The sequence below is a fragment of the Zobellella taiwanensis genome (genome assembly GCF_003012795.1).
GTDB classification, from domain to species: domain Bacteria; phylum Pseudomonadota; class Gammaproteobacteria; order Enterobacterales; family Aeromonadaceae; genus Oceanimonas; species Oceanimonas taiwanensis.
Window position 1 is genome coordinate 1 of record NZ_PXYH01000020.1, and the last position, 18,327, is coordinate 18,327.

Sequence of the window (18,327 nt, forward strand, 5' to 3'; positions counted from 1 at the left end):
CACCGAAATACTGAGAAAATGCATCAAGGCTCATCATGGCTCTCCCAAAAAGGGAGTATCAGATCACAACACGATCTGCGGGTCAAATAGAACGAAGTGTCCAAAAAACGTTCGCGATCTCACCCTGGTTGCACCACCTGCTGCGTATGCTGCAAAGAAATTCCGCTCGATGCCGCCTTCACCCCGGAAGGCGCGGAATTGTATAGGCGTAGGTGTCAGTCAGATCCATCCGACTCGGCATTGGTGTTTGCTTTTTTACCCAACAAGCTGCTGGAAACTAAAAGTAAGGCACCGAGGACAATTGCAATATCAGCCAGGTTGAAGGCCGGCCAATGCCAGTCTCGCCAATAGAAATCAAAGGAATCCACAACATAGCCGCGAAAGACCCGGTCAATCAGGTTGCCCATGGCGCCACCGAGGATAAGACTGTAAGCGATGGCTTCTCCTTTATGACGATTTTCAAGGATCAGCTTGATCAGAAAAATCGAGACCACTACCGCGATTCCGATAAAAAAGTAGCGCTGCCAGCCTCCACCATTCGCAAAAAGACTGAATGCGGCACCGGTATTCCATACGTGTACCCAGTTAAAGAATGAGGTCACTGAAATAGACTCGCCATATGCCATTGATTGTTGCACCAGCCATTTTACGGCCTGATCAGACGCTGCCAGCAGGCCGGAGATGGACAACAGAGCGTACGGTGACAGATGTTTGCCAAAAATGGACATTGCTTAATCCTTGAGCGCCAGAATGCGTCTAGCACCGTTAAGTACAATTACCCCCGCGATGGTGCCGATAATCAGATCCGGATAATTGGACCCGGTCCACGCGACCAGAGCGCCGGCGGTGATGACCCCCAGGTTGATCACCACGTCGTTGGCCGAGAATATCCAGCTTGCCTTCATGTGCGCCCCGCCCTCCCGATGTTTGGATATGAGCAGCAGACAACTGGTATTGGCAATCAATGCGACGAATGCGATAGCCATCATCACCAGCGATTCAGGCTCACTACCGAATACAAAGCGTCTCACCACCTCTATGAGTACGCCCACAGCCAAGATCAGTTGCAGTACACCAGCAAGATGCGCGGCACGTACCTGCATTTTCACGCTATGTCCAACCGCATAAAGGGCAAGCCCGTACACCGCCGCATCGGCAAAATTGTCCAGGGATTCTCCAATCAGGCCGGTGGACCGGGCGATCAGACCGGCAGTCATTTCCACCACGAACAGAAGTGCATTGATGCCGAGCAACCAGCGCAGGGTCCCGGATTCTTGCTTAGCAGAAGCTGCCGAAAACTCGGCGGCCTTGATGGTCTCCGGATTTGCAGCGACGGTTTCCTGAAGCGAGGCGCCTAGCCCCAAGGTCTTCAGTTTCGAGGTGACGGGCTCGACCTCGCCGTCATGCACGACCTTCAGCCGGCGGTTCGACAAGTCGAAGGACAGCGCCCGAACCTCCTCAAAGCCGTTCAGGGCTAGGCGAATCATTCGTTCTTCTGATGGACAGTCCATCTTCGGCACGGCATAAACACTGACCCATCTCCCTGGCGCCTCGGAGGAGGCCTGTATATCGGTATCCGCTGCGGACGTTGCATCACCGCCACAGGCGCCACAGGCGCCACCACAGGATTTGCTCATGATACGACTCCACTTGAACAATGTTGTGGTACCATTTAAAACTATAAAGCTACTATAAGGTCAATAGAGTAAAGAATCCGTTGGGGAGGAGGCTGATGCGCATTGGTCAGTTGGCGCAGTTGGTAGGGGTCGAAACACAGACGATCCGCTTCTATGAACAGCAGGGCTTGTTGCCGCCGCCTGATCGGCAGGACAACGGTTACCGTGTCTATACCGAGAAGCATGGTGAGGGGCTGGCCTTCATCCGTCGCTGCAGAATCCTGGGCCTGTCACTGGCTGAGATTCACGAACTACAGAGCTATCAGGACGACCCTCATCAGCCTTGTACCGCCGTCAACACCTTGCTCGATGATCACATCTCTCATGTGCGGTCGCAGATAACCGCTCTGCAAGCGCTTGAGAAACAACTCGTTTCACTGAGAGCGAGTTGCAACGATGACCGGGAAGTTGAGGCGTGTGGGGTTCTTGCTGGAATTAGCGAAGGAAACATGCACCAGCAGTAGGTGAAGCATCAACCAGATAATCCGATGAGATGCCGGTCTGTCTCACTCTCATGCAAAGGTAAGATCAACCATTTAATCCGCTTACCCGTAATTAATTGCAGTCTGATAATCACCAGAAGTTCGATAACTGTAGATTGTTCATCACCGTTACATCCTCCCCAATCTTTTATCCATGATGATATGACTGGCATGCTTTAGAGTACTTTTAACATTTATGTTTTCTGAAAAAAGGGGGCTGCTTATGCAGCCCCTGTATCATCTTGGAGTGCTTCACCTTAGAAGCTGAGCTCACCTTCCAGCACATAGGTGCGGCCGGGCATGGGCACACGGCCCACCGGGCTGACGTCGGCGCCGCGGAAGTAGGCGTCGTCATCCAACAGGTTGTTCACGCCCATGCCCACGTTCAGGGTCATGTCGTTGTCCAGGGGAATGTCCCGACCCAGGCGAGTGTTGACCAGGGTGTAGGACGGCAGCTCACCGACGCTGCCCATGCTGTCTTCGTCGACGGTGTTGGCGGCGTCGCTGAAACTGCTGGACGCGAACAGGGCAGTGGCGCTGGCAGTCCATAGGCCGGTACGATAGACGGCGTCGGCACTCACGTGATGGCGCGGCGCATTTCGAAGCTCGTTGCCTATGTTAACATCTGTCAACTGTTCAGTGTCGAGATAGGTATAACCCAGGCCCAGGGCACGATGCTAAGCAACGAAGAACGCAAACAAGCCGAAGCTCTGTTGAGCGAGCCCAACAATATCCCTGATTGACTATGAATCTGATCTTTCTCATCATCGCAGCCTTGCTAATCGGCAGTGCCACTCTGTGGCTCTGTGCAATACTTTGGCGAGGTCCTAAGCAGACAAACCCCGTAGAGCGCGGCGGCGTGAATACCGCCGTGCTGCGCGACCAATGGGCCGAACTTGAGCGGGACCATGCCCACGGCACTATTTCGGCCAACGATTTGGCTGATGCCAGGGCCGACTTGCAACGACGCGCTCTGGACGAAGCGACATCGTCGAACGCGGGTTCAGTTATCAACGCCGGAAGCAGGCGCAGCGCAATAGCGCTTGCCATTGTGCTGCCTGTTGCGGCGACGTTGACGTATCTGTACTTGGGAAATCCTGCCGCGATAAGTCCGTCTTCGGCTCCAGGCACCAGTGCAATCACGCAAGCGGATGTGCAGGCCATGGTAGCTTCTCTGGAGGGGCGACTGAAACAGAATCCCGACGATCCGGCAGGCTGGCTCATGTTGGCTCGTTCTTATCGACATTTTGGACGATACGAAGAAGCCGCCAACGCATTCTCAAATGCCACGAATCTCGTCCAGACCGATCCATTGGCATTGGCAGAATATGCGGAGACACTAGCACGAACACGAAGCTCGGGCTTTGAGGGAGAACCGACCCGGTTGCTTGAGCGCGCATTGTCGCTCAGCCCTGGGTCACCGATGCCCCTAACACTTGCTGGCGCGGCAGCCATGCAACGTGAAGACTATCCTGCCGCCATTAATTACTGGGGTAAACTACTGGAAGTGCTTCCACCTGATTCGGATGCAGCAAAGGTGGTCTCCGAGAGCATCGAACACGCGCGAAAACAGCAGGCTGACCTGGCCCGCAGGTCAGCTACCGACGTCCCGCAGTAGCTGCCCATGCAGGCAACGCCTTATGGAAGCGCGCGATAAGTGATGCCGTTTGGAGCGGGGCCGACCTTATAGGTCCCGACTACTGCCTGCGTGCTCGTGTCGATGGCGCTCACGGTATCGGCCTTGTTGTTCGTAATGAACACCAATTTGCCATCATCACTCGCCACCACCCCGTGCGCGCCCATATCCGTCGTTACAGTATCGACAACGCGCTGCGTCCCGATATCAATTACAGACACCGTATTATCGGGATTGCTGTCACTGCCTTGATTGGCCACATACATTCTGCTGCCGTCTGGCGTGGAAAAAAGCTGGATCGGGTTGCGCCCCACTTGGATATTACCGGCGACTTTCCGAGTGCTCGTATCGATGACCGCAACACTGTTCTCGTCGCGCAGAGACACATAGACCTGTGCCCCATCGGGTGTAAAAGCCACCTGAACCGGCGCTTTACCCACAGGGATACGTGCAGATTCTTTCAGATTCTCCGCGTCGATTACTGACACGCTATTGTCAGTAACGTTCGCTACGTATAGTTCACGCCCATCCGGGCTGAGACGCAAACCATGGGGATAACTGCCGGTAGGAATTTCGGCGACAACGGCTTTCCGGCTGATATCGACTACCGTTACCTGATTCGTATCAGCATTGGTTATATAGGCGAAGTCGCCGCTCTTGCTGGTGACGACATGGGCAGGATGGTCGCCGGAGGGCAGCGTCGCGATTAATTCCCCTGGCTTGCCTGCATCCAAAAGCACCAGGCTCGCCTGACTGCCATGGCCGTGCGTGGCGGCTGAAGTCGTTGGCTCGCTCTTCTCGCCACCATGGCCTCCATGGCCACTGGAAGACGTGCCAACGGCTAGGAGAAGTTTGCCATTGGGCGATATTTGTACGTTATGAGGCACGACGGGAATATCCACCGTACGGACTTCGCCCGAACTTAGTGTGATCACGCTGATGGACCCATCGCCCTCATTAGCGCTATAAACGACTCCATTGGCTAGCGAAGCTGCATTCGCAACTCCTATGGTGGCGGCGAGAACAGCTGTAATCAAGCTAACGCGGAACTTCTGCATTTTAATCTCCAGAATTGAAGCAGGTGGTTTTGGGGGAAGAGACGGCTCAAATGCATGTTGGACGCTGTTGAACAACAGTCGTCGAACTGGCCTCGTCAACGCCGCTCATCAAGAATGTTTTTCGTATCGGGTAGCGGCACCGGTCGTGCTTCAGGCTTCCTGATGTCTTGTTCTTTGTGGCAAGACTGCATGCCTTTCATCATGAAGAACATCATCACGGGACAAATCAGGAAGAACAATGCTGGCGCCCAGGCAGTGATCAATTCACGGGCGGCGGGAAAGGTGGCGTAGGCAACGGCTACCACAGCGGCCAGGCCGGCCCCCGCTTTCAGCATCATCTTGATATCGCATTTCATAGTGTTCTCCTTGTGCGAGCTGCGCTGAACTCTCAGCATGGCCAACGTTGTGCGACCATTAGAAGAACTGTAGCGGGGTGACCCTGTCGGACGCATTGCAGGCCGATTACATATTTGTCATCTATCGCGAGGCGCGGACGAATGAAATAGTTTGTATCTGTGCGCTTGGCAAGGTTGTCAATGCTTGCGGTGGACGCGTCCCAATCGGAGACGAGTCGGAATTTTTACAATGCCCGGAGAATACGAGTACCTCTTGTGTTGACCTTACCATGGTGGGAAGGTTTATCGTACAGGTATTCAATCACGAACCAAGAGAAGGAACGTCAATGGTCAATTTTCAGGTAAATGACATGACTTGCGGTCACTGTGCGGGCGTTATACGAGCCGCAATAACCACCGCCGCTCCGCAGGCGGACATTGAGGTGGACCTCTCCGCACGTCGAGTAGCCGTAGAAGGCGTTACAGACATAGACGCGGTCGAGCGCGCCATCCGTGAGGCCGGTTACACCCCCGAGCTTTTTTGTAATCGCGATATGGGGTTTCACTCTGAACACCAGATGCGTCTTACCATATTTCGAGTCAATGCCAGTTAAGTTAACTCACTTTAGGAATATCACTTATACGGGTGGTGTATGCCGGTGACAAAAAACCCCGTTTCATCTGCCACTCTTGCTCAATGCCTTCAGCTGCCAGGAACACTCTCCCCTTTCCGGAGGAGTTGATGTTGTCCATCACCTGCATCAAGGCTTGGCTTTTCGGCTTGCTGCACGGTGTTTCGAACAGGTTTTGTTGGTAACTGCCCGGCGGCCAGAAGTCGGTGAGCATCACCGATGCCTTCTGATAACGGTAGCCGGCTTTCCAGATCTGTCTTAAGCCCTGACAGGCAGCCTGTACAAGCTCCCGACTATCAGCCGTTGGGAGTCCCAGCTCCACGATAGCACTGTTGCTGTAGAACGGCTCCTGCGGAGAAAACGGACTGGTTCGGAGCGATACCTGCACAAGCCGGCAGTACTCCTGCTGTGCTCTGAGCTTTTCCGCCGCTCGGCTGGTGTATTTGCTTACAGCCTCTCGCATAGATTGAAACTCAGTTATTCTCTCGCCAAAGCTACGGCTACTGATAATTTGTTTTTTAGGCTCAGGCTGCTCATGCAGCGCCAAGCAGCTCAGACCATTCAGCTCACAGACAGTCCGTTCCACCACCACGGAGAACTGGCGTCGGATCACCTTCTGGTTTGCCCTGGCCAGTTGCCAGGCTGTGCGTATTCCCATCTCATTAAGCTGTCGGGCCAGGCGACGACCGATGCCCCACACTTCTTCCACCGGCACCAACTGCAGCAACTTCTGCTGTCTTATTGGGTCACGCAAATCCACCACGCCACCTGTCGCCGGCCAGCGTTTGGCTGCATAGTTGGCAAGCTTGGCCAAGGTTTTGGTCGGTGCAATCCCTACGCCGACCATGATCCCAACCCAACGCAGCACACGCTGCCGAATGTCGGCCGCAAACTCACTCAAAGCAACCAGGTGTTCGAGGCCACTCAAATCAAGAAAAGCTTCATCAATGGAGTAGACCTCTACCCGTGGCACCTGCATTTCCAGTACCGTCATCACCCGGCGAGAAAGGTCAGCATAGAGTGCGTAGTTGCTTGAAAATACTACGCCACCGGCACGCTCATAAGCCTCTTTAATCTTGAAATAGGGAACGCCCATACCAATCCCCATCGCCTTGGCTTCAGCACTGCGAGCGACCACACAGCCATCGTTATTGGATAGCACAACGATTGGCCGGCCATTCAGATCTGGCCGAAACAGGCGCTCGCAGGAAGCATAAAAATTATTGCAGTCCACCAGGGCAAAGACCGGTTTCACAGCGGCAACCGGCGGATGATGTTGGTTACCACACCAAAAATCTCCATCGAATCTCCTTCCTCAGGCTCAATGGGCGGGTATACCGGATTTTCGGCCACCAGCCGGAACCGGGGTTTCAGCTCCAGCCGCTTGCAGGTCATCTCGCCGTTTACGCATGCAATCACGATATGGTGATGGGCCGCCTCTATAGAGCGGTCCACCACCAGTAAGTCACCAGAGTAAATTCCCGCACCCACCATGCTGTCTCCGCTGGCCTGCACCAGATAGCTAGCCGCAGGATGTCGGATACAGTAGGCGTTAAGGTCAATCCCCTGCTCCACATAGTCCTGTGCCGGGCTAGGAAAGCCGCATGATGCACGCTCTACCAGTAATGGCAGCAGAGAGTCGGAGTCGGCTCTGAGAGAGCCCAGTATGATGGTCATATGAACACCTTTTCACTGTATATTAATACAGTATATTTTCAGGTGTAGGGAAGGGCAAGAGAAGGAAGATATCAGGGCTTAAACATGACTCTAGAACTGAGAAAAGAGCTACCCTCTGGAGCTGCCGAAGGCATGCTGACGTATGCCAAACTCCTTGGAGTGCTCTTTGCACATGTAGCTTGCAGCTTGGAAGAGCGGCCCGATATCCTCACCAGACTTCCAATGGAACGTACCTGCAACATTCACCAGTCCTCGCGTATCAAACTCTTCAATGCCCAGAGCGGTTGCCCAGGCCGAGTTTAGCTTGCTGTAAAGAGTTCCTTCCGAGCTCCTCATGTCCCCTAGGGTAAAGTAAGCATCCCGGTTTAACAGTAGTAATAAGTGATAGTGCGGATGACCATCCTGGCCCAATTCCCTTGCCCATAAATACCTCAAGCCTGGCTCATGCACCCTGCGACCTTGACGCAGGGCACTTTGATAGGCATGCTTCAGCTTTGCTCTAAGGGAGCAAATGAATCTGTTTATCACGTCGCTTGAGTAACACTCTGTGTTCACAAAACTTGGAAACCTCAAGTCCAGGCGTATGGCAAACACTCGGTTGTGGTATGCCAAGTGTGTGTTAATTACCTGGTGTGTTTTATGAAGGTACTCAGTGATGCAAGGCCCATTGCCAGTTAGTACTGGCATACCGTTATACTCCTCATTATGCCATCTACTTAAGTTAGTATTCATTTCAACTCTAACGTTATTCATAACCACCTTCAATAAATTAATTTACCCAATATTACTATACCGACAACAGCACCATCTAAAACAAAGAGAAACAAGCAATAGAAAATAAACAGGCACCGATGAAATCAGATGTTAACGGCAAGAGTTCAACTCTCCAAAAAAATCAAAACAGAAGGGAAATATTTAGTGATTACCCTCTTAGCCATTTCTCTTGGCTAAGCGTTCCAGCATCCAATCCTCTATCTCGCTTTCAAGCCAGCCGGTGGCTTTACCTCCGAGAGGAATACCTTTAGGGAAACAGCCCTCAGCAATCTGACGGTAGATAGTAGAACGAGAAAGGCCAGTTTTATCGATGACGTCTTTAAGTCTTAAAAATCTCATGACCAGCTCCTTGAATATGGTTCATGAGATACGGCGGAGGTGTAAGATTTTACATACTGAAGTCATCAAGGCGACTAACGAGCAATTTACTCACCCCTTCGGAAACTTCAAAAAGCTCAATCTCCCTACCGGCTTTTTCTCCAGAATCAAGATGCCCACCACTTGCGAAAATCTTTAAACTATGACTTGGGGATGGCGTTATCATATATTCTGAGTTAAAGAACTGAATGGAAAAATTCCTAACGGTATAATCTCCCCTGCTTTTCATGAGCATAAGAAAACAAAAATCAGGCCTACTCTCCCTAACAAGATCCAGAGCTCGATTTACTCTAGATGCCAGCATCAAGGATGCACGACAAATAAACAACGCCACCTTGAAACGCAACTGAAGCGAGCCTGAATTAAAGCCGCCCATATCAGACTCATCAAAGCGGTAACCAGCTTTTTCATTCATAAATCTGCAGGCGATGAAGGAACACACTTTCAGCTCATAGGGCTTTACTTTACGGGGGCTGTCTAGCAAAATCTCAAAAACAGTAAATAGCTCTCCTGCTTCAATAAAAAACTCCCCTTCACGAATCAAGTGAGAGGCTACCGCTAGCACAGCCCAACGCAAATAATCGCCACCACACTCATCAATAACAGAATTAATTTCCTCTACGGAAAAATGAACACCAAAGAAGGCTGGCCTTGCTATGTTAACCTTGATTCTCTCCAAAGATTTCAAGTTGGCCAAGCTGTACATTTTATCTATAACTGAAATTTCATTGCGATCCGATTTTGAAAGCCTATCTTCTACATACTCAATAGAACCATACCTCGAAGAGCAAGCTCCAAAGACAGCATGGGGCAGCCACAAAGAAAATTCACTTTTCACCTTCCCTAGCACAGCCCTCCCATTAAACCCTGGCATGTAACCACAAAGGATAGAGCTATCAAGTAAATTTTTAATCTGCCCTCGTAGGCGCTGCTCCGTCATACCTGTCAGCTTGCGCAACTCAGCATTCGACACCCCAGTAACCATACCTAAAGCATCAGAGTGAGCCAGCATCACGGCCAAAAGGTATCTGCTGGCGCGACTAAAGCCTCCGCGCTTCACACGTTCTGGGTTATCTCCATGCTCAGGGAAAAGCACAGCGTATATCTGCTCATGTAAAGGTGGCGGAGGTGATCCTGCCGGTGATCTGCTTACTATGTACTGCTGAATGAAGCCGCTGACTTGGTAAAGAGTTTTACCCGATGAGTCTCTTACCTGGGTAATCAAGCCTGCCTGCTTTAGGTAGTCCATACCTTTTCTCACAGCCCGATCATCAGAGTCGCACTCCTTCACCAAGCTCTTCACTGTGCCGGAGAACGAGACCGATGCCCCATGTATCACGAACAACCTGATGATGAAAAGCCTGGCTTCTGGGGGGAGATCACTGCCCTTTTCCAGCACTGCACTGTTCTGTACTGGGGCAAGCTGCATCAGCTCACCGAAGCCATTTTTGAGCAAGTAATAGTGAAGCACAATACGCACCATAGACCAATAAAGGACAAATAATACCTATAAAAAATGATAATATCCATAAACGATTATTTAACGTTGAAACAAACGTTTACACAAACGTTGACACAAACGAAAATCTGAGAGACTCTCAACCTGCAAAACCTCCAACATTTTCAGCCTCAAGGAAATCTAATGAAAGACAACAAGCCAGGCCTGATAAAGAAATGGGTTTATAAAGCAACGGATGTACAGATCTACCACGCCACTAGCTACATACAGAGCAAGGGGTTTGAACTCCCGCCCGCTCCAAACCCTCGACAATCATTGATTTATCTACTCACAGGCGGACTAACTCCATTTAGCCTTCACCCAACAGAAGGATGGTTAATGTTTCAGAAGATGACCGCTCACTGCCGCCAGGTGAAACATACGCTGCACTCGGGTAAAGTTAGAATATCAGCATCGATAGGAAGAGATCATAAGGAAAAGCTAGAGAGAGTAGCGGAAGAGATGAACATATCTCAAAGTGCGGTGCTAGAGCTTCTTATTGAAAATGCTGAGAAAATAAAGTCAAAACAAAAGAAAGGAAGAAAGGCAGCAGCCAAAAAACACTACCCATCAACAGGTGATATACCTACCGGGCCCGAGTACACTACATGTAGTCATTTTTTAGCGATGGCAAAAGGTCTCCAACCCATACCACTCACCACCAGGTCACCCATACCTAACTCAGGAGATAACAAAGATGCAATCTGATAAAAAGCCAATCCATAATAAAATTGGCCAACCTCAAAGTATAACTTAAAGTGAAAATTTCAGTCGCACACGAAATACATCTAGTAAAACTCGCTTACAAGGTCAATTCATCAAGATAGTTCGCCCACACCTGCAACCAATGGCGACTTTCCTTTTCATAACGGTGAAGGTCATAGGTCCCTTCAATACCTGAGCGAGAGTGGCCGAGTATAGCTTCTGCAACTTCATTAGGACATTGCAATCTAGCCAGTGAAGTTCTTACAGTCCTCCTCAAATCATGCGGAGTCCAGCGAGGAAGGTCCAGCATAATCCCTTTTTTCCTCATTACCCAGGTTTGTTCTGTCAGCTTCTTTTGCTGTACGGGCAACCCTGTGCGTTGGGAAGGGAACAAATACTTTGACTTGCCATGTGATGGAAGCTTTTTCAACAAATCTACGGCTTGCCGTGGAAGTTGCACATAACGCTCAACATCAGTTTTTGTTTCTCTCAGGTGTAAGGTTTTCTTCTTAAAGTCCACATCCCCCCACTCTGCCGCACACAATTCACCACTACGGCATCCTGTATACAACGTAAGCTTTATTATATTTTTCTGCGCAGGGGTGAATGCAGAGTCTGGAAGCCAGGCTAACAACCTGATCAGTTCTTTATCCGAAAGAATCCGCTTTCCGGGCTGATGTGTTAACTTCACTTTTGCTTGTCTTAAGCTTGCTTTGGCCAGCAAAGCCGGGTTAGCAACATCGTTCGGCAAGCGGCCGATACCTATTGCAAACTCATAGGCAGCTGAAAGCTCACGCAACACATTCCCCGCTTGCACATTAGCGCCACGCCTGACGATCTTCATGACTAGATCCACTACATCCTGGCGGGATATTTCGGAAGCAGGCCGGCTACCCAACTCAGGGACAGCATCGCCATAGAGTGTTCTGCGAGTTTCACTCTGACCTTTTGGCTTACGCGCCCCTGGCAAAATCTTGCCACTAGGGGATCTTTTATCTTCAATGTACTCAGTCAGATAAAGCTCAATCAGTCCCTGTATCGTGAGCTGATCCTCAACTCGATTGATACTCTCTTCCCGCTCCTGAGCTTCTTGCTTGGCTCGCTTTATTTGAGCTGCTGGACATATCCCATAGCGTCGCTGAAGCTTCCACTCCTGAAGTATCGCTCTTGCCTGCGCCAGCGACACATCAGGATAGTTGCCAATTTTCGCTTGGACCAGCTTTTGAGTTTCAGGGCTATTATATCGATAAAAGAATGTTTTTAATCCAGTCCGGCCACAGGTGACCCTCAGTCCCCTGTACTCACCCACATCAGCAAGATCCGCCGCTCCAGGCTTCAGCGCTTCGATTGTTCTTGTAGTAAGAGGTTTGCTAATCTTCTCGGCTTTCATGGTCAGGTTCCCAGCTTCTATGCATGGTGGTGGCATAGTGCAGCCTGCTTGTCGCGTGGCTTTTCAGGCTATCAAAGGTGTATGGTCAAAATCCTACACTACTACCTACACTAAAACCTACACTTTTGTGTAGGCTTCAGTGAGATTCATTGGGACAACATGATACGGTCAGAGAAAACAGAAAAAAGTAAAAATCCTTTAAATACAGCAACTAGCGGCATCTAACATCATGAAAAAAGAAGAGATATCACACCAACACACACCTATGATGCAGCAATATCTCTCCCTCAAGGCACAACACCCGGACATACTGCTGTTCTACCGCATGGGGGATTTTTATGAGCTGTTCTACGACGATGCCAAGAAGGCGTCCCGGCTGCTGGACATCTCCCTCACCAAGCGCGGCCAGTCGGCCGGCACCCCCATCCCCATGGCGGGCGTGCCCTACCACGCGGTGGAAAACTACCTGGCCCGGCTGGTGCAACTGGGCGAGTCGGTGGCCATCTGCGAGCAAATCGGCGATCCGGCCACCAGCAAGGGGCCGGTGGAGCGGCAGGTGGTGCGCATCGTCACCCCCGGCACCCTGTCCGACGAGGCCCTGCTGCACGAACGCCAGGACAACTGCCTGGCGGCCGTCTACCACGACGGCCAGCAGTTCGGCTACGGCATCATCGACGTCAGCACCGGCCGCTTCGTGGTCAACCAGTTCGGCAAGGAAGAAGACCTGATCGCCGAATTGCAGCGCACGCAGCCCGCTGAGCTGCTCTATCCGGAAGGCTTCGGCTGGTTCCACCTTCTCGAACAGCGCAAGGGCCTGCGCCGCCGCCCCGAATGGGAATTCGATCTGGGCACCGCCCGCCACCTGCTGTGCCAGCAGTTCGGCACCCGGGATCTGGTCGGTTTTGGAGTGGAGCAGTCGGCCACCGCCCTTTGTGCCGCTGGCTGCCTGCTGCAATACGTCAAGGACACCCAGCGCACCGCCCTGCCCCACATCAATAGCATCCGCCTGGAACGCAGCCAGGATATGGTGATCATGGACGCGGCCACCCGCCGCAACCTGGAGCTGACCCTCAACCTGTCCGGCACCCAGGACAACACCCTGGCGGAAGTGCTGGACAACACCGCCACCCCCATGGGCAGCCGCCTGCTCAAGCGCTGGATCCACCAGCCCAGCCGGGATCGGCAGGAATTGGCCGCACGCCAGGACATGATCGCCACCCTGATGGAGCAGGGCCGCCACGAGGGGCTGCGCCCCCTGCTGCGCCAGGTGGGCGACCTGGAGCGGGTGCTGGCCCGGCTGGCGCTGCGCTCGGCCCGGCCCCGGGATCTGAGCCGGCTGCGCGCCGCCCTGCAGGCCCTGCCCGAACTGCAGGAACAGCTGACCGAGTGCTCCCCCGGTTGCCTGGATCCCCTGGCCGAGGGCATCGGCCAGTTTCCCGAGCTGGCGGATCTGCTGGAACGGGCCATCATCGACAACCCGCCGGTGGTGATCCGCGACGGCGGGGTGATCCGCGACGGCTTCAGCCCCGAGCTGGACGAGCTGCGCGAGCTGGCCGCCGGCGCCCACCGCTACCTGGAGGAGCTGGAAGCGCGGGAAAAGGCCGCCACCGGCATCCATACCCTGAAGGTGGCCTACAACAGGGTGCACGGCTTCTACATAGAGGTGAGCCGGGCCAGCGCCCACCAGGTGCCGGTGCACTATGTACGCCGCCAGACCCTGAAGAACAACGAGCGCTATATCATCCCCGAACTCAAGGAGTACGAGGACAAGGTGCTCAACGCCCAGGGCAAGGGCCTGGCCCTGGAGAAAAAACTCTACGAAGCCCTGCTCGACCGGTTGCTCGAACAACTGGCCCCGCTGCAGCGGAGCGCGGGCTCTCTGGCGCGGCTGGACGTGTTCGCCAACCTGGCGGAGCGGGCGGAAAGCCTGGACTACTGCCGTCCCGAGCTGACCGACGACGAGGTCATCGAAATCGAGGAAGGACGCCATCCGGTGGTAGAGCAGGTGATGAACGAGCCCTTTATCGCCAATCCCCTCTCCCTCTCGGAAAACCGCAAGATGCTGGTGATAACGGGGCCGAACATGGGAGGAAAATCCACCTACATGCGGCAAACGGCACTGATCGTGCTGCTGGCCTACATCGGCTCCTTCGTACCGGCGCAACAGGCCCGCATCGGCCGGGTAGACCGCATCTTCACCCGCATTGGCGCTTCCGACGACCTGGCCTCGGGCCGATCCACCTTTATGGTGGAGATGACCGAAACCGCCAATATCCTCAACAACGCCAGCCGCCACAGCCTGGTGCTGATGGACGAGATCGGCCGGGGCACCAGCACCTACGACGGCCTGGCCCTGGCCTGGGCCTGCGCCGACGCCCTGGCCAACCGGCTGCACGCCTACACCCTGTTCGCCACCCATTACTTCGAGCTGACCGAGCTGGCCGGGCTCTGGCCCAGGGTCGCCAACGTGCACCTGGATGCGGTCGAGCACCAGGACGGCATCGCCTTTATGCACGCAGTACAGGAGGGCGCCGCCAGCCGCTCCTACGGCCTGCAGGTAGCCGCCCTGGCGGGGGTGCCCAAGCCGGTGCTGACCCTGGCCCGGCAGAAGCTGGCCGAGCTGGAGCAGGGCCATCCGCCACCGGCCGCCAGGGGCGGGCAAAAGCCTGAAGTCCAGCCCTCGCTGCCGCTGTTCGATGCCGAGCCGGATCCGGCCCTGGCACTGCTCGACGGCCTGCAGCCGGACGAGCTGAGCCCGCGCCAGGCCCTGGAGCTGCTGTACCAGCTGAAACAGGCGCGGCGTGAGGCGTCAAAAGCATAAAAAAGCGGCGGCAGAAACAAGGTTTCTGCCGCCGCTTTTTTGAGGTCATGTCTTGGTGGTTTATCAGTCGCTATGGAACAGGGTATCGATGGACAGCCCTTGCTGGGTCAGGATTTCCTTCAGCCGCCGCAGGGCCTCCACCTGGATCTGCCGCACCCGCTCCCGGGTCAGGCCGATTTCCCGGCCCACATCCTCCAGGGTCGAGGCTTCGTAGCCGAGCAGGCCAAAGCGCCGGGCCAGCACTTCCCGTTGCTTGGGGTTGAGCTCTTCCAGCCAGTGCACCAGGCTCAGGCGCATGTCGTCATCCTGGGTCTCGGTTTCCGGATCCGTATCACGCTCGTCGGTGATCACATCGAGCAGGGCCTTGTCGCCGTCCCCCCCGATGGGGGTGTCCACCGAGCTTATTTTCTCGTTCAGCTTGAGCATGCGGGAGACATCCTCCACCGGTTTGTCGAGGGCCTCGGCAATTTCCTCGGCGGTGGGCTCGTGGTCTAGCCTGTGGGCCAGCTCCCGGGCGGTGCGCAGGTAAACGTTGAGTTCCTTGACCACGTGGATGGGCAAACGGATGGTGCGGGTCTGGTTCATGATGGCCCGCTCTATGGTCTGACGGATCCACCAGGTGGCGTAGGTGGAAAACCGGAAACCGCGCTCGGGATCGAACTTCTCCACCGCCCGGATAAGACCCAGGTTGCCTTCCTCAATCAGATCGAGCAAGGCCAGGCCGCGGTTGTTATAACGGCGGGAAATTTTGACCACCAGCCGCAGGTTGGATTCAATCATCCGCTTGCGGGCGGCGAGGTCGCCGCGTAGCGCCCGGCGGGCGTAATGCACTTCCTCCTCCGCGGTCAGCAGTGGAGAAAACCCGATCTCACCCAGATACAACTGGGTAACATCCAGGGTGCGTTGGCTGGAAACGCTGAGGATTTCTTCTTCCTGAATACTTTCCTGCTCGTCGCGGTTCTCGGCGGCGTCCAGTTCAACGTCAGCATCGAAATCCACTTCTTCGTCGTGGATGACTTCTTTACTATGGCTCATGGCAGTTCTCCCTAAATCCGGGTACTCCCTGACTCCCGGAAGCTATCGCTTTGGCAGATATCGCATCGGATCGACCGATGTCCCCTGATACCGGATCTCGAAGTGCAACCGGACATCAGTGGTGTCACTGCTACCCATATCGGCTATGTGCTGGCCCGCATTCACCGTGTCCTGCTCCTTGACCCGGAGCACTTCATTGTGGGCATAGGCCGACAAATAATCATCGTTGTGCTTGATGATGATCAGGTTGCCGTAACCACGTAGCGCATTCCCTGCGTAAACCACCTTACCGGCAGCGGCGGCCTTGACGGCCTGTCCCCTGCTGCCCCTGATATCAATGCCCTTGTTGCCGGTTTCGGCCAGGGAGAAGCCCGAAATGATGGGCCCCTGGGCCGGCCATTGCCAGACAATAGCGGTATTGACAGCGGGACTTTTTTGTACTTTGGAACCAGCGTATTCTTTTCCCTTGGCCGACGCAAGGGGCTTGGTCGATTTTGCGGCAGTGGTCGCCTTTGCGCCCGATGCCGAGGCCACCGGCCGCGGCGCCGGGGCTGATGCCGACCTGGCCGGTTCGCTGCCGGTACCGGCAGAGCGCAGGGTCAGCGCCTGGCCCACATAGATGCGGTAGGGCGGCCGCAGGCCATTGAGGGTGGCCAAATCCGCCACCGTATGGCCGGTGCGCCGGGCGATACCGCTCAGCGTATCTCCTTTACGCACTCGGTAGACCGCCTGCCGGCGGCCGGGTACGTCAAGGCGCAGCACCTGGCCTGGATAGATGTTATAAGGAGGCCCAATGCCATTGTGCCGGGCCAGGCTGGTGACATCGGTCCCCGCCTGCCAGGCGATGGAGTAGAGGGTATCGCCGCGGGCCACCACATAACGCTGGCCATTGGCCTGCATGCTGCCACGGGCATGAACGCCGGCACCCACCACAGGAGCCGGGCGAGGGGCGGAGCAGGCCGTGAGCAGGGTGAGCAGCAACAGGCCAATCACCCCGGGTACGGCACCCTTGCCCCGCCTTTGCATCAGTTCCTCAGCAACAGGTAGGCAATCACCGCGGCCACCACGCACAGCCAGCCGAGGAGATCGATATACTGAATAAGCTTGCGCTCCATTCTCACACCGCCCCAGACCATCAACCCGGAGACCAGGAAAAAGCGCATGCCCCGTCCCACCAGGGAAATCAGGATAAAGGGCAGAAAAGCCATGTGCAGTAGGCCGGCGGTCACGGTAAAGACCTTGTAGGGAACGGGAGTAAAACTGGCGATGAAGATCACCCAAATCCCCCAGTCGCTGAACCACTGGCGGGCCACGTCTATTTTGTCATGGTAACCCATGGCCGAGATGAAGGGTTCAACCACGGGATCCCAGAGGGCATAACCCAGCAGGTAGCCGAACGCCGCCCCCAGCACCGAGAACAGGGTCGCCAGACCCGCGTAGTACCAGGCTTTCTGCGGACGCGCCAGGGCCATGGGGGCAAGCATGACGTCCACCGGCACCGGCCAGAAAATCGACTCGACAAAACTGGTCATCGACAAATAAAGGGGAGCATGGCGGTGCACCGCCCACATCATCACCTGCCGGTACAAACGAGAAAACAGCTTCACTCAACATCACCCTGAATCAAAGGAACAAAACGCACCGCCTCGAGCTCGGTGCGTACAATATCGTCGCCGCGGCGCTGATACAGCCACAGGAACTGGCGGCTTTCGCCGACCGGAATCACCATACGGCCGCCGTCCGCCAACTGTTCAAGCAAGGCATCGGGCGTGGTCCGTGCCGCTGCCGTTACCATAATGGCATCAAAAGGCGCCTTGCTGCGCCATCCCTGCCAGCCATCGCCATGCTTGGTGGCTACATTGTGCAGGTCCAGCCGCTGCAACCGGCGCCGGGCCTGGTATTGCAGTGCCTTGATCCGCTCTATGGTAAACACCTGCTCCACCAGCTGGGCCAGCACAGCGGTCTGGAAACCGGAGCCGGTGCCGATTTCCAATACCCGCCGCGGCGGCTCCGCCAGCAGGATTTCGGTCATCCGCGCCACTATATAGGGCTGGGAGATGGTCTGGCCAAAGCCGATGGGCAGCGCGCTGTTGTCCCACGCCTTGTGCGCCATGGCTTCATCCACAAACTGTTCACGCGGCAGGCAGGCCACTGCCGCCAGCACGCTTTCATCCCTGATCCCCTGTTGCTGCAGCAGGCGATACAGCTGCTGTCCCGCTAACGTCAGCAC

20 protein-coding genes and 1 pseudogene are annotated in these 18,327 nt (G+C 54.7%); 6 read left to right on the top strand and 15 right to left on the bottom strand.

The features are described 5' to 3' along the window. Positions 1–96: 96 nt before the first annotated feature. Positions 97–204, top strand: a pseudogene (locus tag C7I36_RS13245) (DUF3330 domain-containing protein); the annotation flags it as partial. A gap of 11 nt (positions 205–215) precedes the next feature. On the opposite strand, the gene lspA reads toward C7I36_RS13245, so the two are convergent. Next, a complete protein-coding gene (lspA, locus tag C7I36_RS13250) occupies positions 216–728 on the bottom strand; it encodes a signal peptidase II (protein WP_004813174.1) in 513 nt (170 codons plus the stop codon). Between the two features lie 3 nt (positions 729–731). Further along, positions 732–1,637, bottom strand: coding sequence for a cation efflux transmembrane domain-containing protein (locus C7I36_RS13255; RefSeq protein WP_106454179.1), 906 nt, complete (start codon positions 1,635–1,637; stop codon positions 732–734). 95 nt (positions 1,638–1,732) lie between these two features. Here C7I36_RS13255 and cadR point away from each other — a divergent pair, with 95 nt between their 5' ends. Then, entirely contained in the window at positions 1,733–2,140 is a 408-nt protein-coding gene (gene cadR / locus C7I36_RS13260; protein WP_007148576.1) for a Cd(II)/Pb(II)-responsive transcriptional regulator, read from the top strand. A gap of 275 nt (positions 2,141–2,415) precedes the next feature. On the opposite strand, the gene C7I36_RS13265 is transcribed toward cadR, so the two are convergent. Then, the gene (locus C7I36_RS13265; RefSeq protein ID WP_342749487.1) at positions 2,416–2,826 is read right to left on the bottom strand and encodes a TonB-dependent receptor domain-containing protein; all 411 of its coding nucleotides are present in this window, start codon (positions 2,824–2,826) and stop codon (positions 2,416–2,418) included. A 77-nt stretch (positions 2,827–2,903) separates the two neighbouring features. On the opposite strand from C7I36_RS13265, the gene ccmI reads away from it, so the two are divergent. Next, entirely contained in the window at positions 2,904–3,776 is an 873-nt protein-coding gene (gene ccmI / locus C7I36_RS13270) for a c-type cytochrome biogenesis protein CcmI (RefSeq protein ID WP_106454180.1), read from the top strand. Between the two features lie 20 nt (positions 3,777–3,796). Here the strand turns inward: ccmI and C7I36_RS13275 are convergent, their stop codons facing one another. Both C7I36_RS13275 and C7I36_RS13280 read right to left on the bottom strand, forming a co-directional pair. After that, complete coding sequence (locus C7I36_RS13275) at positions 3,797–4,852, bottom strand: YVTN family beta-propeller repeat protein (protein ID WP_106454181.1); 1,056 nt, start codon at positions 4,850–4,852, stop codon at positions 3,797–3,799. A gap of 95 nt (positions 4,853–4,947) precedes the next feature. Then, positions 4,948–5,208, bottom strand: a complete 261-nt coding sequence (locus C7I36_RS13280; protein WP_159078896.1) for a DUF2933 domain-containing protein — start codon at positions 5,206–5,208, stop codon at positions 4,948–4,950. A 350-nt stretch (positions 5,209–5,558) separates the two neighbouring features. Here C7I36_RS13280 and C7I36_RS17990 point away from each other — a divergent pair, with 350 nt between their 5' ends. Then, entirely contained in the window at positions 5,559–5,801 is a 243-nt protein-coding gene (locus tag C7I36_RS17990; RefSeq protein WP_245880121.1) for a heavy-metal-associated domain-containing protein, read from the top strand. A 1-nt stretch (position 5,802) separates the two neighbouring features. Here C7I36_RS17990 and umuC read toward each other — a convergent pair whose 3' ends face one another. The 5 genes from umuC to C7I36_RS13310 form a co-directional block, all read right to left on the bottom strand. Then, on the bottom strand, positions 5,803–7,074 hold the full coding sequence (umuC, locus tag C7I36_RS13290; protein ID WP_106454184.1) for a translesion error-prone DNA polymerase V subunit UmuC: 1,272 nt from the start codon (positions 7,072–7,074) through the stop codon (positions 5,803–5,805). Continuing rightward, entirely contained in the window at positions 7,071–7,496 is a 426-nt protein-coding gene (gene umuD, locus C7I36_RS13295) for a translesion error-prone DNA polymerase V autoproteolytic subunit (protein ID WP_106454185.1), read from the bottom strand. Before umuD ends, umuC begins: the two co-directional genes overlap by 4 nt. Before the next feature lie 108 nt (positions 7,497–7,604). Further along, the gene (locus tag C7I36_RS17995; protein ID WP_106454186.1) at positions 7,605–8,249 is read right to left on the bottom strand and encodes an inovirus Gp2 family protein; all 645 of its coding nucleotides are present in this window, start codon (positions 8,247–8,249) and stop codon (positions 7,605–7,607) included. A 177-nt stretch (positions 8,250–8,426) separates the two neighbouring features. Further along, positions 8,427–8,609 (bottom strand): helix-turn-helix transcriptional regulator, encoded by a 183-nt coding sequence (locus C7I36_RS13305; protein ID WP_106454187.1) that lies wholly within the window; start codon positions 8,607–8,609, stop codon positions 8,427–8,429. 49 nt (positions 8,610–8,658) lie between these two features. Next, positions 8,659–10,119: a hypothetical protein gene (locus C7I36_RS13310; RefSeq protein WP_106454188.1), complete on the bottom strand. Its 1,461-nt coding sequence runs from the start codon at positions 10,117–10,119 to the stop codon at positions 8,659–8,661. Positions 10,120–10,290: 171 nt separating this feature from the next. Here C7I36_RS13310 and C7I36_RS17320 point away from each other — a divergent pair, with 171 nt between their 5' ends. Continuing rightward, positions 10,291–10,854, top strand: coding sequence for a ribbon-helix-helix domain-containing protein (locus C7I36_RS17320; RefSeq protein WP_146137340.1), 564 nt, complete (start codon positions 10,291–10,293; stop codon positions 10,852–10,854). A 94-nt stretch (positions 10,855–10,948) separates the two neighbouring features. Here C7I36_RS17320 and C7I36_RS13315 read toward each other — a convergent pair whose 3' ends face one another. Then, positions 10,949–12,241 carry a tyrosine-type recombinase/integrase gene (locus tag C7I36_RS13315; protein ID WP_106454189.1) on the bottom strand — a complete coding sequence of 431 codons (1,293 nt, stop codon included), beginning with the start codon at positions 12,239–12,241 and terminating at the stop codon, positions 10,949–10,951. Positions 12,242–12,470: 229 nt separating this feature from the next. Between C7I36_RS13315 and mutS the strand changes: the two genes are divergently transcribed. Next, a complete protein-coding gene (gene mutS, locus C7I36_RS13320; RefSeq protein WP_245880117.1) occupies positions 12,471–15,062 on the top strand; it encodes a DNA mismatch repair protein MutS in 2,592 nt (863 codons plus the stop codon). A 63-nt stretch (positions 15,063–15,125) separates the two neighbouring features. Here mutS and rpoS read toward each other — a convergent pair whose 3' ends face one another. The 4 genes from rpoS to C7I36_RS13340 are packed head-to-tail and all read right to left on the bottom strand — an operon-like array spanning position 15,126 to position 18,327. Continuing rightward, complete coding sequence (rpoS, locus tag C7I36_RS13325; protein ID WP_106454191.1) at positions 15,126–16,097, bottom strand: RNA polymerase sigma factor RpoS; 972 nt, start codon at positions 16,095–16,097, stop codon at positions 15,126–15,128. 42 nt (positions 16,098–16,139) lie between these two features. Beyond that, entirely contained in the window at positions 16,140–17,123 is a 984-nt protein-coding gene (locus C7I36_RS13330; protein ID WP_106454192.1) for a peptidoglycan DD-metalloendopeptidase family protein, read from the bottom strand. Further along, on the bottom strand, positions 17,123–17,704 hold the full coding sequence (locus C7I36_RS13335; RefSeq protein WP_106454193.1) for a YqaA family protein: 582 nt from the start codon (positions 17,702–17,704) through the stop codon (positions 17,123–17,125). Before C7I36_RS13335 ends, C7I36_RS13330 begins: the two co-directional genes overlap by 1 nt. Further along, entirely contained in the window at positions 17,701–18,327 is a 627-nt protein-coding gene (locus C7I36_RS13340) for a protein-L-isoaspartate(D-aspartate) O-methyltransferase (RefSeq protein ID WP_106454194.1), read from the bottom strand. Before C7I36_RS13340 ends, C7I36_RS13335 begins: the two co-directional genes overlap by 4 nt.